This window comes from Leptospira sanjuanensis (genome assembly GCF_022267375.1).
Taxonomy (GTDB): Bacteria; Spirochaetota; Leptospiria; order Leptospirales; family Leptospiraceae; genus Leptospira; species Leptospira sanjuanensis.
In genome coordinates this window covers 1,840,001-1,854,134 of record NZ_JAIZBH010000001.1, presented here as the reverse complement: position 1 = coordinate 1,854,134, position 14,134 = coordinate 1,840,001, and the positions used below count along the sequence as shown (strand labels likewise).

The window sequence follows — 14,134 nt, the reverse complement described above, 5'->3', positions numbered from 1 at the left end:
AACACGATCCACGTTATGACCCCTTTGGAAAAAAAGACATCCATCGATCTGGCTTTGAAAGAAAGACCGGACTTCGCCTATATTCTCAATCTAATTCCGTCCGGTTCGAGGGTTTTGGACTTGGGTTGCGGGAACGGAACGTTATTGTATCTTTTAAAGGAAAAGGGAATCCGAGGCCAAGGAATCGAAAAGGACGAGGACTGCATCGTGGAATGTATCCAGCGAGGAGTTTATGTTCATCACGGCGACATCGACGAGGGTCTGGAACACCATCAGGACAAACGGTTCGATTACGTCATTCTCAACCAAACGATCCAGGAAACGAGGAACCCGGGAGAAATCTTAAAAGAATCCCTCCGCATCGGAAAAAAAGTCATCGTTGCGTTTCCGAACTTCGGTCATTGGAACGTTCGTTGGACGATTTTGACCACGGGCAAAACTCCCGTAACCGACCTTCTTCCCTATCGCTGGTTCAATACGCCGAACCTCCATTTCCTTTCGGTCCTCGATTTTATCGAGTTCTGCGAAATTCAAAAGTTCAAGATCGAGGACAAGGCGTATTTCAGAGATCTTTCCCGCGTCCGCTTTCGTCCGAATTTCTTTTCCAAGCTTGCGCTTTTTGTAATATCCTAATTTTATAAAATATTACAAACTACAAAACGCACATTCCGGAACACGAGCGACTCAAATTAGAAGACGTCGTTTCTAAAGCTCGGCCCCTAAAATAGGCGCCGTCCAAAAACGCAACTCAATGAAGCGAACTTTTGAGTCCGATCTCGATCAGATCGGCAAAAACTTCTTCCATGGAAATTCCGGCGGCCTTTGCTTGCTGGGGAATCAAACTCGTTTCCGTCATGCCGGGCAACGTGTTCGTTTCGAGAATATGAGGTTCGCCGTTTACGATGATAAAGTCGGTCCGGGAATAACCTCGGCATCCGAGAGATTCGTGGGCGGCAATCGCAAGTTCTTGAACCTTCCTCATTTGTTCGTCCGGAATTCGGGCGGGCGTGATCTCGTGAGAACCGCCTTGTTTGTATTTGGATTCGAAATCGAAAAATTCTCCGCCGGGAACGATTTCGGTTGCGGGTAACGCTATCCGTGAAAACGATCCGTTTCTATATCTTTCCAAAACTCCGCAGGAAACTTCCACTCCCGCGAGAAAGGATTGACTCATCACCTTGGAGTCGGTTTGAAACATCTGTTCGAGTTCTTGAGCAAGCTGTTCTTTGTTCGTAATTTTATGCGTTGAAACGCTGGACCCGCCTTCCACCGGTTTTAGAAATTGCGGAAAACCCAAGGTTTCCAATTTGGAAATCGCGGCGTCAGGAGAAATCGTATATTCCAATTTGCCGATTTCAAAAAACGGAGCGACCTTCTGACCGGTTTGCAGGAAAATCCGATTCGCGCGGGTTTTATCCATCGCAATCGCGGAAGCGGTCACGCCCGAACCGGTATAAGGAATTCCGAGAACTCCCAGAAATCCTTGGATCGTTCCGTCCTCTCCCTTTCCTCCGTGAAGACCGAGAAAAACGATGTCCGCGTCGAGATGAGAAAGCGAATCGGTTTTGGAGACACCGTTCCTTTTTTGAAACTCCTCCAAAAAAGAATCGGGAGAATTCACTGACTCGAACGGGAGATTCATCCGATATTCTAAAGGAACCACCCAGCCTCCGTCCTTGGTCAAGAGAATGGGTTTGACCGAATGCCCCATCGCATGCAAAGTCTTACAAATAAAACAACCGGTTCGAATCGAGATACTGTGTTCCGTAGAACTGCCACCAAAAAAGACTGCGATCTTAGCCAAAAGAAATTCTCCCCAAAGAATGGATTCCGTCGAAACTTCCTAAAGAAGTTGAGAATCTTTTGCATCGTAATTCTGCTCATCTCCTCTGAAAACATCTTTTCGGAATACCCTTCCAAACCGGTGGGTGAATTCAAATCCCAGTATGATCAATTCTGGTTTCTCTATCAAAAAGAAATCAGAGCCGGAGAATCGGAGGTCATCTTCCGTCCCTTCTACTCGAGTTACCGGGAAGAAAAATCCGCATATCGATTTCAAACCGTTCTCTATCCGATTTATTACAGCGAGGAAACGAACTATTGGAAGGTATGGACCTTTCTCTTTTTCTTTACGGGAACTTCCACCTTACACGAAGACGTGGGAGAGGATTCGGACGTCCTGACTCCTCTCTTTTTCTGGGGTTGGGGGGATACGGCACGTGAGAAGTATTTCGGCTTTTTTCCGTTTGCCGGAAAACTGAGAAACAAGATCGGATATTCGGAAGTGAGTTTCGTTCTATTTCCGCTCTACTCGAATTGGAAATACAAGGACTACGAGGCGACTTCCGTTTTATGGCCGATCTTTTTGACGGCTTCCTCGGAAACCAGGGAAGAATTCCGATTCTTTCCGTTTTATTCTCGAAAAGTCCATCGAGGAAAATACGAACGTTATTCGGTCTTGTGGCCTTTCTTTCAATGGGGAAGCACGTTTCTCGACAAACGGGAACCCGTTCATTACAAGATCTTCTTTCCTTTGTTCGGGTTCAAGGATTCCGAAGCCGGAAACATGAAGTCGAGAGGATTTTTGATCGTTCCTTTGCTTGGATCGTTTATCGGTTACGGTTACGATCGCCGAACGGGAGAAAAGGATTTCAACGCCCTCTTCTTCCTATTCCAATACGGAAGCAATCAGGACGAAGACTACAGAAAACTGATCTTCTTTCCGTTTTACGGATACTACAGATTCGCGTCGAAACAAACCACGTTCGTAACTCCGTTCTACTTTCACCTGCAGACGGACACGTACCATATCAAATCCGATGACACTTTTTTGATTCCGTTTTACTTTCATTCCAAACGGAAATACGTTCAGTGGGATCGGGACGAAAGTTACTTAAAACTCTGGCCCGTTTTCAAGTATCAAAAGGATCGGGAAGGAAACATGGTTTGGAACGTGCTTTCTTTGTTTCCGATCAAGTCCGAAATCGTGGACCGAGTCTGGGATCCTCTCTGGTCGATCTTCGAATACCAGAAACTTTCCAACGGAGAAAAAAGGGTATCCGTATTGATGCGGGCTTACACGCAGAGATGGACGGAAACGGAATTCCACGCGAGCATTCCTTTCGTTTTGGAACTTTCGCTGACCCCCGAAAAAACTTCCTGGAAATTCCTTTACGGTCTTATCGGTTATGAAAGAATCGAAACGAACCGGAATCTTCAGCTCCTCTGGTTTATCAAAATATGAGTGAACGTATCAAAGAAAGCCTTACCGAATTTTTTTACGCGAGCGGTTTTACAATCCTTCTGGTATATGAGAGTGTTCTAAATCTTCCTTACAGTTTTTTTAAACGGAAAGAAATTCTGGATCAGATGTATATCACCGGCGTAGGAAGCATCTCCGTAGTTTCCATCGTAGCCGTTTTCACCGGAATGATCATGTCGTTGAACACCGGACTCGGACTTAAGGATTTCGGCGCCGAAGGACAGATCGGACTTTTGATGACGATCACTCTTACCCGAGAGATGTCCCCGTTTATGACTGCTTTGATTCTCGCGGCGTCGATCGGTTCGGCGATGGCGGCGGAAATCGGAACGATGAAGGTTTCGGAAGAAGTGGACGCGCTCGAAGTCATGTCCATCGATCCAGTGCGTTATCTGATCTTTCCGAGGATTTTCGGTTTTTCGATCATGGTACCGGTGTTATGCGTCTATTCAACCATCCTTGGGATTTTAGGCGGAGCGATCGTCGGGTATTTCCAGCTGGGAATCGATTACTTTACCTATTTTCGAGACGTGTTCGATCGAATCGCTTCCATTCCCGGTCTGAAGGATCTGTATGTGGGAATTTTTAAGGGGTTCGTGTTCGGGATCATCGTTTCCGCGATTTCCTGTTCGCACGGTCTTAGAACCTCGGGCGGAGCGATCGGCGTAGGTCGCGCCACGAGAGAATCGGTGGTCACTTCGTTCTTAATGGTGATCTTTACCGGTTATATGATCACCGCCTTATTTTATAGAGAATGACGATCATGGAAACGTTTGCAATCGAACTCAAAAACGTCCATAAGGCTTTCGGCAAAAGAAAGATTCTCACCGGAGTCGACCTTCATGTAAAAAAGGGAGAGACTCTCGTCATTCTCGGTCCTTCGGGAACCGGAAAGTCGGTCACGCTCAAACACATCACCGGTCTTCTCGAGCCGGATGCTGGAGATTGTTTCATCTTCGGAGAAAGCATTTCCCGAGTCGGATCCAAAACAAAGGAAAAACTACGCGCGAGAATGGGCGTTCTCTTTCAATCGGGAGCTCTCATCAACTGGCTGACCGTTTTCGATAACGTTGCGCTTCCCTTACGCGAACACAAACTCGCATCCGAAGAGAAAATTCAGGAAATCGTAATGCAGAAATTAAAACTGGTGGATATGGTCATAGCCAAGGATAACTTCCCGAACGACATTTCCGGCGGTATGAAAAAAAGAGCGGGAATCGCAAGAGCGATCACTACCAATCCGGAAATCATTCTCTATGACGAACCCACTTCCGGTCTGGACCCGGTGATGTCCAACGTCATCAACGAACTCGTTCTAAAGATCCAAAAGGAAACGGGCGCTGCCCAAGTCGTGGTCACGCATGATATGTCGAGCGCGTATAAGATCGCGGATCGAATCAGTTTTATCTATAAGGGAAAGATCGTATTTACCGGAACCCCGGAAGAAATCCAAAATTCGGACAACGAGTTGATCCAGCAATTCATTCACGGAAAGACAACCGGTCCGATGATCCTGGAAACCAAATAGGATCGAACCGATCACATAAGGAGAATTGAATATGAGTTCGTTGCGTTATCTTCTCGTGGGAGTTATTTTTACCGCAGCCATCGCGGTGGTCGGATATTTTACGATCGTAACCGAAGGAGGCCCCGTAAAAAAACGCGGTGAATTCATGAAGGTCACGTTTCGAAACGCGGAAGGAATCAAGGTTGGAAACAAGGTCACCGTTCAAGGTGTTCCGTTCGGTTACGTTTCCTCGATTCGGCTGATTCAGATCGACGAAAACGGAGCCGAGGTCCAAGAAGGAGAAACAGGAATCGGAACCAGAGTCGAAATCACGATGCTTCTTCGTGAAAGGATTCTCCTTTACGACAACTACGACATCATCATTAAAAATGAAAGCCTTTTGACCGGACGCGTGATTTCCATCGATCCGGGAACGACCGATCCGGAATCAGAACGTTTGAAAAAGAGATCCACACCCGTAACGATGATCGATTACAAAGCGGCAGGCGCTTTGAAAGGTAGGGTTTTGCAAGATCCTCTCGTGAGTTTATCGGAGTTGATCTCCGAAAACCGAGGGGATATCCGTAAAACATTCTCGAACATCGCGGACATCACGACCAAAATAAACACGGGAGACGGAAGTTTAGGAAGGCTCATCAACAACGACGACGTTCATAAGAACGTAAACACGGTTTTGACGGACGCACAGATCGTTCTCCGCGAACTTCGGGAAGGTCTCGAGGATACAAGGGAACAAACTCCGGTTACGAGCTTTATCCGGGCTGCGCTCAGCGCATTCTAATCGCAATCGGACTTTTCAAAACCGTGCGGTTTGATTTTTTCGATCGGCGATTATTTATCGAATTTAAAAACGACGCAAAGTATTTTAGTATATTATAATGAAAGAATACACAATATCCATCATCGGAACGGGAATTATGGGACGAGGTATGGCAATCAACCTCGCCAAGGAAAATCAAAAACTCCGCCTCTATTCCAGAAATCTTTCCAAACTCTACGATCTAAAATCGGAAAACGTTCTTCTTTTTGATTCTCCTTCGGAAGCCGCCAAAGGCGCCGATCTTGTGATCCTTTGTCTGACGGAAGACGAGGTGGTAATCCGGGAAACGATCTCGTCCGGACTTCTCGATGTAAAACCCAAGATCATCCTCGATTGCGGAACCACTTCTCTTCCCCTCACCCTCAAACTCGCGGAAGAATGTTCCCGACGCGGAATTCGATTTTACGATTCTCCCATGACCGGTTCCAAAAACGCGGCGAGAGACGGACAGATTCTTTTTATGGTGGGAGCCAATCGGGAAGAAGTCGCCGACATTCAATTCTTCTTTGTTATTTGCGGAAAGAATACGGTTTATTGTGGTTCGGTAGGGAGCGGACAAAAAGCGAAACTCGCACTGAACATGATCCAAGCGGGCATTTTTCAGGTATATATGGAAGGATTCGAACTCGCCAAAAACTCGGGAGTGGAACCGGACATCTTAAAGGACATCCTTCTGCAATCCGCCGCAAAATCGGGGATCGCAGAATTTAAATTTCCGTTCGTATTTTCCGGAAACTACGAAACTCATTTCTCTTTAAAGAATATGAGAAAAGACGTTCATCACGCGATGGAACTGGCCGAACAAACCGATACGAACCTTTCTCTTTGTAAGAATCTTCCTGAGATCTACGAATCTGGAATGAAAGCCGGTTTCGGAGAAAACGACTTCTGCAGTCTCAACGAAGTTACAGCGAAGATCCGTCCGCCCAAATCAGAGAATCGGTAATCGCCTTTCCGTCTCCATCGACCTTCAAACGAATGTGAACGCTTTCGTCCCGAAGGCGTTTTTCGTAATCGAGAGCCTTGGTTTCATTCACGTAAAAACGTTCGTTGCCGATCGTAAATCTTCCGTATCTGCATTCGCCGCGGAGATACAGCTTGCAGATCTTTTTATCCTGAAGAGTTTCGGGATTACAGCCTTCCACAAAGGTTCCGTCCCCTTCTTCGATCTTTCCGGGATGCGAATAACAAACACAATGTGTTCCACCGTCCTTGCTCGACTTTGCCTTGGAACGAAGCGATTCTCCACCGTCGGCCGCCTGACAGAGAGAATACGATTGGTATTCGATGTTGTAACGCAGATAATGTCCGGATAACAGATCGCGCGGATCATATCCGCTTACGGGAAGAATCAGTTCCTTTCCCGACTTCTTTACGAATTCCAAATATACGATTTCGGATGCAAAGAATGCGACCGGAGTCGCCAACGCAAGGATCAAAAGAATTTTGAACGTTCTCATTCCTGTTCTCCCAAGAAAGTTCTCACTCTTCCTTTCAATTTTAAATATCCGATCGTAAATCCGATGATCAAGAGCCCGGAAAGAATCAAACCGAATCCCGTATAAGTCAAACTTCCGAATAGGTCGAAGTAGAAATACAGGAATCGAATTCCGATAATCGCAACGGAGAGATCGAAAATCCGTTTGTGCGCGCGAAACCCGGAAGCGATTCCCAGCCAAAATACGATAAAAAGAAAAGCAGGAATCATGGAAACGATCCGATTCCAAACGCTTGCGGAAACCGATTCTCCATGAGAATAGAGCAGATAAATCGGCAGATATAAAAGAAAGAAAATAATCAGACTGAAGCCGAAAGACTTCTTCTGCGATTTCGTGAACGCATCCGTATTCAAAATTAAGAATATACCCGGAACGATCGTGAACAAACGAAGCAGAACTTGCGTCCAAGGATATTGTCGGACCGCATCCATCCAATGAGCGGGATTTTCTTCGGGAGTTCCGTAGAACGTATAATCATGGGTTCCTCGGAAACCGAAATAAGAACTTCCGATCACTAAAAATAAAACCGCCCATAAAAAGAAGGAAGCCTTTCTGGATTCCAAGGAGAATCGTTCGGAAGCGGTCCAGATCGTAAAGAATCCGACCGTGGAAAAATAAAAATACTGATTCCAGCGATTCATCTCCCAGCCGGGTTGATCCAAAATCCATCCCGTAATGAAGATCTGAAATCCGACGGTCCAAAGATGAATCAACGTCTTTGAATCCGTCGCGATCAAAAAGAGAACGTTCAATACGCACCAAAGAGCCGCGGCTTCGTAGTATTCTCCGCCTCGATGATAAACCTGCGAAACGAGACCGATCATTCCCAGGATCAAGATCGAATTCAAAACTAGAAAGACCGTTAGGAGATTTCCGTTCTCCCGTTTCCAAAATGCAAGCCCCGCTACGAGGGACAAAACGCCGAGACCGGCTCCTAACTTCAGAACATCCGGAATTTCTTCCCAGTTCGCGGCGATGATGGCGATCACGCCGATTCCGATGACCACCACCCCTAAAATGATAAACGAATAGTAAAGATACGGTGTTTTACGGGTTTCTTCGAAATGTAAGATCGCGTCCGATTGTTCGGAGCGAATCAATCCCGCTTCCACCCATCGTTTGAGTTTGTGTTCCAATCGCATAGATTGCAAAACTTTAGAAAAGTTGAATCCGATTACAAGTAGTTTTCTAAACGGAAATCGATTCTAAATCAATCCGCGTCGCCGAAGGCGCGCTTCATCGCGGCCTGATAACGTTCCGTATAAAGATTTTCGGAAGTCGCTTTCGGATTTCCGATACTTTCCAAACGCTTTTTGTTTTCGGCGATTCGTTCGTCGTTCAAGGGGTGTGTGGATAAGAATTTAATCATTCGTTTTTCCGCACCGCTTCCCCCTTCTTCCTTTTCCTTTTTTTCGATAAGAATGAAAAACGATTCGAGAGCGCCGGGGTAGTATTTCGTGGATTTCAAATATTCAAAACTCATTGCGTCTGCTTCCGCTTCGGCGGAACGGCTATTCGCCAAGGTGAGAATTTCTCCGCCTACTCTTGAGCCTAGGTTGATCAGATTGGCCGCGTCCGATCCGAGAAAAATCGTTAGACCGATATAGATGGTGAAATAAATTCCGAGGGAATTGATGATCTGTTTTACGGAGTGCCGTTTTTCCGCATGTGCGATTTCGTGCGCGAGAATGGCGGCTAACGTGGCCTCGTCCTGAATCAGTTTCAAAAGTCCGGTATAAACGAAGATATATCCCCCCGGAGTACAAACCGCGTTGATCGTATCGTCGTCGTCCAAAATGGAAATCTTATACGGAAATTCCTTTTTGTATTGGATCTTGTCCGATTTGAGAATTCTATCCGCGACCGATTTTACGTATTTTTCCAGAGCGGCATTTTTGAGAATGTGCATTCCTTCCTTTCCGTCTTTTGCGTTTTCCAAAAAGGATTTTCCGATCTGAAGATCCAATTCGATCGGAACGACGGAATCAATGATCGCGCCGCATCCCCAAAAATAAACGACGACAAAAAGCGGAATCAGCTTTGGGAAAATCTTTTTCATAGGAAGACATTCTTTTCGAATCTTCGATCAAAATCAAAGCAGAATTTTCCCGACGGAAATCGGGGATTCTTGTATGAGTTCCCACACTTCGTCTACGGAATCAGCCGCGGTTTACGATCTTTTGCAGGAGTTCCCACAACTTTCTCAGTGAATGTGGAATGAGTCGCGTTTTATAAGAATTTGCTGGAGTTCCCACAATTTGCGTTCAAACCGTCCGTTATCTGCTACTAAAAAATCGTAGCAGTTCCTACATTCAGTCGACGCTCAAAACGGTTTCATAACCGCCGTACGCGCGGATATTGATCACACCGGATTGAAAGAGAAGATATTGTCCTTTGATTCCGGTAAGAACGTCTTCGATAATCGGATTTTTTTCCGGGGCCAAGGATTGAATCTTTTTCGGATAAGCCTGCACCGGATACCGAATCGTAGTCGGGATTTCCTGCGGAGAAATTTTATAATCCAGATCCAAATCGAGTTCCTCGATTTTTTGCAGAAATTCCTTTTTGCGTTCCGCGAGATCGATCGGTTCCGGATCGCCCGCGACCATCTTTTGCCAGGTCGTTCTGTCCGATAAAACCTTGGAAAGTTCTTTCTCTATGATTCCCGCGTCTCTTCTTGAAGTCACTTCGACCAGAGGGATTCCCTGAACCGCGCCTTGATCCACCCATCGATTGGAAACAGGATTTTCCTTCGTGATTCCGACCTTGATCGCGGAGCTGTTGGCGAGATACACGGTATGCGAAATAAAACAGTGGGATTCTCCCCAATCGGGTTCCCTGCAGGTTCCGAGATGAAAGTGGCACGTATCCGGTCTTAAAATGCAGAGATCGTTTTCGGCCAACGTTTGAAAACAAGTGAAACAGTTCCCCTGATTGAAACTTTTTTTGGTGATTCTCCCGCAGGAAACGCAGCGGATCTTTCCGGTGAACTCGAGTTTCACCTTTTGTCCGATATAGTTTAGAAGTTTAGAATTTTCTTGAATACGCGCCACTTGTTTTTCGGAAGAATCGGAATCGTAAGTCGCGGTGACCCAGATATAAGAGACCGGATCGATTCCTTGATGATCCATCATCCGAAGGAAACCGGAAACGATCGGTTTCATGGAAATAGGATTTCTCTTCCGCCGAGCGGTCTTAAGATCGAATCCACTTTTACTTCCAAGATAGCGTTCAACTTGGAACCGGACCAATCGAAAATCAGGATTCTATCCTGAAATTCGTAGTGACTGAGCTGTCCGTTGTTTAGATAGAAAGCCCTCAGTGATTCCCCCGGATTTTCTTCGGAAACGATTTGAACCACATTTCTGCCCGAGATCGTGGTTCCTGAGTATAGTTGAATATTCTTATATTCCTTCGTATTTCCGTGCATTCCAAGCGACTGAGAAGGAATCGGCGGCAGAGTTGCGGAAGCAAGTTTATCGGAATTCGGAGATACAACCTCCGGAGAAGAAGTGACCTTGTCGGAAGATAAAGATGAAGAAGCCGCGGGATTTTTTCCGGACGTTTCGGAAGAAGAAGGGCTTTGTTGTTTCAAAAGTCCGCAGAAAAACGGTCCCGGCAATTCCGGTAAACTAAGAGTGCAGGAAGAATTCTCCCAAACTTGTTCCTGAGCGGTAGGGTATTCCCTCCGCAAACTCTGTGCCACTTTCGCGTATGTGTAATATTTCAATCTTCCGATCAATTCTCGGAGAGAATATTCCTTCCACTTCGCTTCTTCCGCGGATAAAAAGGAAACATTCAAAAATAAGAATAGAATTCCTCCGAGCGTAATTCGAGTCGAAGTCTCAAACACGTACGATTTTTTAGTAGAGGTAATACTTTTTAATCTTCTCATTGTATTCTTTCTCGGCAGAATTTAAGAATTCAGAATACTGATCGTAACTTTTTCCGCTGTCGACCGCTTTTCGAAAGGATTCCGTTCCCCACAGAAAATCGATGTTATGCGTTCCGTCCGGATACGATCTCCATTTGAACTCTTTGTATTGATTTTTCAGACCCGCGATCAACTTAAAAGCCATTTTCAACGGATCGTATTTTCGATTTACGACGGTTAGTCGAAGTCCGCGGCAGATTTCGTTTTTATACGGCCCGAAAACGGGTTTGAAAAATACGGTTTGGTAGTAATAATCTCCGCCGGAATTCTGATTCAATTCTTCCGCCAGCCTTTCGGGTTCGCTCATCCAAGGCGCTCCGAAGTAAACAAAGGGCGCGGTCGTTCCGCGTCCGACGGAAACGTTGACTCCTTCCAATAAAACCAAACCGAGATAATTGATCGCGGAGTCGACGGTGGGAAGATTCGGAGAAGGAGTCGTCCAAGGAATTCCTTCCTTGTCCCAATCGAAGGAACGTTTCGCGTTTTTGGGTGCGATCACTTCCAATCGAACTTTTTTATCCAGATATTCCGCGTTGTAAAAGAGAGCGGATTCTCCCAGAGTCAAACCTCCGAAAAAGAGAGAGGGAAATTCTCCCGCGAAGTTGAGAAACCGTTTGTCGATCATCTCCCCTCTTCCCTTGAGATACAAAGCCGGGTTTACGTGATCGAGTACGATCAATCTCGTTCCGGCAGGATCTGGAATCCCGTCCATGATTCTTTTTAAAACCGTGAGATAGGTGTAACATCTCATTCCCATATCCTGCACGTCGAAAAGAATCGCATCCGCTCCTTTCAAAATCGCAGGTAGTTCCGCATTCTTTACGCGGTAGATATGATAGATCGGAAGATTGAAAAATTCATCCACGGTTACGGGAGATTTACTGAAGTCCTCTTCCAGTCCGAGAAATCCGTGTTCTAGTCCGATCAGATGTTTGATCTTTACGTCGTGTTTTTTAAATTCACGGATAATCCGTTCGGGGCTTCTTCCTATACCGGATGGATTGGTGATGAGAATTACGTTTTTGCCTGAAAGTCCCGGAAGAACGTTGTTATAAAATTCGTTTTCCGAAGGAATCAGCTTCGCATCGGCGATATGTTTCCGAAAGCTTTTTTCAGCGCAGGCAACCGAAGGGAGGAACAGAAAAAAAATGACTAAAAGGAAGAATTTTTTCTTTATTTTTGTGTAGAGCATCCGAGAATTCCTATTTTGTTTACAAAAATCCCCCAAACCTATTCTTCAAGGAGAAAAACGACAAAATGAATCGTTTCCCTACCACCAGGCTTATCGCGGCCTTAGCAGTTATCTCTTTCGCAGTCAGCTGCGGTTCTTCCGGATCCACTCGTGGTAAGAAGAAAGAGTTCTATGAAAAAGAAGGTAACAAGGTTACCGTAATCGGCGAGGCTCCCATTTATAACGGAGACAAGCAGATCGCAAAACAAAGAGCTCTGAAAGACGCAAAGATCAACGCCGTTCGTAAAGTAATCGGCGAAGAAATCAGCAACAAGAGCAAGGCTTCCGATGGAGAAAGTTTAGGTTCCAGCCTTCTTTCTAAAACGGACGCATTCGTTAAGAGCTACGATATCATCGACGAGGCTGAAGGCAAAATCGATACTCAGCCGATGTTAAAACTCACAGTTCGCTGCGAAGTGGAAGAATCCAAAATCTCCACCGCGGTAGACAACCTTCTCGCGGACGTAGGAAATCCTAGAGTCGCGGTTTTGGTTCTCGGAAAAGTGGGAGGAGCTCCCGTAATTCCGGCAGGTCCGAATAATTTCGGAGAAGCGGAGATCATCAAAGCTCTGAAGAAAAGCGGAAACAAGATCATCGATCCCGCTCTTACCGCAAAGAAAGTCGGTAAGAATCAAGTGGACGCCGAGAAAGTGGAAGGTTCTCCTCTGATCAAGATTCTCGCGGAAGCTCTGCAAGCGGAAGTTCTGGTTCTTGCGACCGTGGAAACCGAAGATCAGCAACCCCTTGAATCCGTAAACGGAAAGGCTCTCGAAAGAACCATCTATAACACCGCGGCAACAGGAACTTACAAAGTGGTTCTTCTTTGGGGCGACGGTAAAATCGTAGACAGTGGAAACGCGGATGGACGCGGCGCGGACATCACGCAAAAAGTTTCCAGAGAAAAGGCGATCACCGAATGGGCGACTTCCGTTTCTAAAAAAGTGAACAATCAGTTAAAAGAAGAATGGTTTAACCTCACCGAAAACAATCCGATCGTTCTGAAGTTTACCGGTTTGAACGCGGACGAAGCGACTAAGTTCAAAGACGATCTGACCGAGTTTACGGCTGCGAAAGAAGTGAACGTAAGAACTTCCGATACGAACGGTTCCGAGTGGGAAGTAATCTATCCGGGTAAAGACGCTCTTTTCCAAGAAGAATTGGTTTACAAAAAAGATAGAGGATTCTCCTTCTTAGCGACCAAATCTTTGGAAGTAAAATCGGCTACTCGCGGAGTGGTTACCTTAGAATTCAAACCTTTGAAATAAGTTTTACACTTCCTTTCAAAATAAAAAAAAATCCCCGGGTCGACTCGGGGATTTTTTTTGTACGGCTGAGTTCAACGCGATCCAAAATGCGACCCGTAGGGAGCATTTTGCGGAGTCCTGAGAGCGTTCCGCCGAGTTATAGAATGAAATTGGATTGATTCGATGCGCGGCCTACCCGCAAAAAAAATGTAGGAGCTCCCCTATAGTTGGATGCTTCTGAATTCATCTAGCGTCTATTCGATTTTTATGATAGAACCGAATTTGCCCGTAGCGGTCCGTCACCGAGAAACTCAAGCGCCTCGCTCTCTATGACCACACCTCACTCCGTCCAAAATCAGGACGGAGACGACCGCTTATTAAGTAAAATCCTCGGAACAACGGACAAATTCTCCCCAAACGATCCTTCTCAAAAACAAATCTCCAATTCTCGGAATTGTTTTGATATACGATTTATAATTCGAATCAAAAAACACGATCCTCAATCTATAACAAAGAACATTCAAGAACCGGAATATTCTTTTTTTGGATCGCTTCTTTGTTTGAAATCAAAACCCTGCCTTACGATCCAGGAAGTCGAATCGTATAACGTATGTGC

General features: G+C 45.7%; 14 protein-coding genes. 7 read left to right on the top strand and 7 right to left on the bottom strand.

Translation table 11 applies throughout. From position 1 onward, the window contains the following. Positions 1-15: 15 nt before the first annotated feature. Positions 16-633, top strand: coding sequence for a methionine biosynthesis protein MetW (gene metW / locus LFX17_RS08305; RefSeq protein WP_118965710.1), 618 nt, complete (start codon positions 16-18; stop codon positions 631-633). A 115-nt stretch (positions 634-748) separates the two neighbouring features. Here metW and LFX17_RS08300 read toward each other — a convergent pair whose 3' ends face one another. Next, on the bottom strand, positions 749-1,804 hold the full coding sequence (locus tag LFX17_RS08300) for a D-alanine--D-alanine ligase (RefSeq protein WP_238746051.1): 1,056 nt from the start codon (positions 1,802-1,804) through the stop codon (positions 749-751). On the opposite strand from LFX17_RS08300, the gene LFX17_RS08295 reads away from it, so the two are divergent. The 5 genes from LFX17_RS08295 to LFX17_RS08275 all read left to right on the top strand — a co-directional run bounded on the left by LFX17_RS08295 (position 1,760) and on the right by LFX17_RS08275 (position 6,556). Continuing rightward, a complete protein-coding gene (locus LFX17_RS08295; RefSeq protein WP_238746045.1) occupies positions 1,760-3,244 on the top strand; it encodes a hypothetical protein in 1,485 nt (494 codons plus the stop codon). The two genes, LFX17_RS08300 and LFX17_RS08295, sit on opposite strands and share 45 nt — an antisense overlap. Further along, complete coding sequence (locus LFX17_RS08290; protein ID WP_238729841.1) at positions 3,241-4,020, top strand: MlaE family ABC transporter permease; 780 nt, start codon at positions 3,241-3,243, stop codon at positions 4,018-4,020. Before LFX17_RS08295 ends, LFX17_RS08290 begins: the two co-directional genes overlap by 4 nt. 5 nt (positions 4,021-4,025) lie before the next feature. Further along, positions 4,026-4,790 (top strand): ABC transporter ATP-binding protein, encoded by a 765-nt coding sequence (locus LFX17_RS08285; protein ID WP_238729840.1) that lies wholly within the window; start codon positions 4,026-4,028, stop codon positions 4,788-4,790. A gap of 31 nt (positions 4,791-4,821) precedes the next feature. Next, complete coding sequence (mce, locus tag LFX17_RS08280; RefSeq protein ID WP_238729839.1) at positions 4,822-5,571, top strand: mammalian cell entry protein Mce; 750 nt, start codon at positions 4,822-4,824, stop codon at positions 5,569-5,571. Between the two features lie 97 nt (positions 5,572-5,668). Then, complete coding sequence (locus tag LFX17_RS08275; RefSeq protein WP_255723564.1) at positions 5,669-6,556, top strand: NAD(P)-dependent oxidoreductase; 888 nt, start codon at positions 5,669-5,671, stop codon at positions 6,554-6,556. Here the strand turns inward: LFX17_RS08275 and LFX17_RS08270 are convergent. The 6 genes from LFX17_RS08270 to LFX17_RS08245 all read right to left on the bottom strand — a co-directional run bounded on the left by LFX17_RS08270 (position 6,516) and on the right by LFX17_RS08245 (position 12,235). Beyond that, positions 6,516-7,070 carry a GDYXXLXY domain-containing protein gene (locus tag LFX17_RS08270; protein WP_238729838.1) on the bottom strand — a complete coding sequence of 185 codons (555 nt, stop codon included), beginning with the start codon at positions 7,068-7,070 and terminating at the stop codon, positions 6,516-6,518. The genes LFX17_RS08275 and LFX17_RS08270 overlap by 41 nt on opposite strands. Next, the gene (locus LFX17_RS08265; protein ID WP_238746040.1) at positions 7,067-8,251 is read right to left on the bottom strand and encodes a DUF2157 domain-containing protein; all 1,185 of its coding nucleotides are present in this window, start codon (positions 8,249-8,251) and stop codon (positions 7,067-7,069) included. Before LFX17_RS08265 ends, LFX17_RS08270 begins: the two co-directional genes overlap by 4 nt. A 68-nt stretch (positions 8,252-8,319) precedes the next feature. Next, the gene (locus LFX17_RS08260) at positions 8,320-9,168 is read right to left on the bottom strand and encodes a M48 family metalloprotease (RefSeq protein ID WP_238746038.1); all 849 of its coding nucleotides are present in this window, start codon (positions 9,166-9,168) and stop codon (positions 8,320-8,322) included. A gap of 253 nt (positions 9,169-9,421) precedes the next feature. Continuing rightward, complete coding sequence (locus LFX17_RS08255) at positions 9,422-10,273, bottom strand: DUF2797 domain-containing protein (protein WP_238746036.1); 852 nt, start codon at positions 10,271-10,273, stop codon at positions 9,422-9,424. Next, positions 10,270-11,004 (bottom strand): LIC_11883 family protein, encoded by a 735-nt coding sequence (locus LFX17_RS08250; protein WP_238746034.1) that lies wholly within the window; start codon positions 11,002-11,004, stop codon positions 10,270-10,272. Before LFX17_RS08250 ends, LFX17_RS08255 begins: the two co-directional genes overlap by 4 nt. Then, positions 10,973-12,235, bottom strand: a complete 1,263-nt coding sequence (locus LFX17_RS08245; RefSeq protein WP_238746032.1) for an exo-beta-N-acetylmuramidase NamZ family protein — start codon at positions 12,233-12,235, stop codon at positions 10,973-10,975. The genes LFX17_RS08250 and LFX17_RS08245 overlap by 32 nt, the downstream gene beginning before the upstream one ends. Positions 12,236-12,300: 65 nt before the next feature. Between LFX17_RS08245 and LFX17_RS08240 the strand changes: the two genes are divergently transcribed. Next, positions 12,301-13,539: a lipoprotein LipL46 gene (locus tag LFX17_RS08240; RefSeq protein ID WP_238729832.1), complete on the top strand. Its 1,239-nt coding sequence runs from the start codon at positions 12,301-12,303 to the stop codon at positions 13,537-13,539. Positions 13,540-14,134 lie beyond the last annotated feature (595 nt).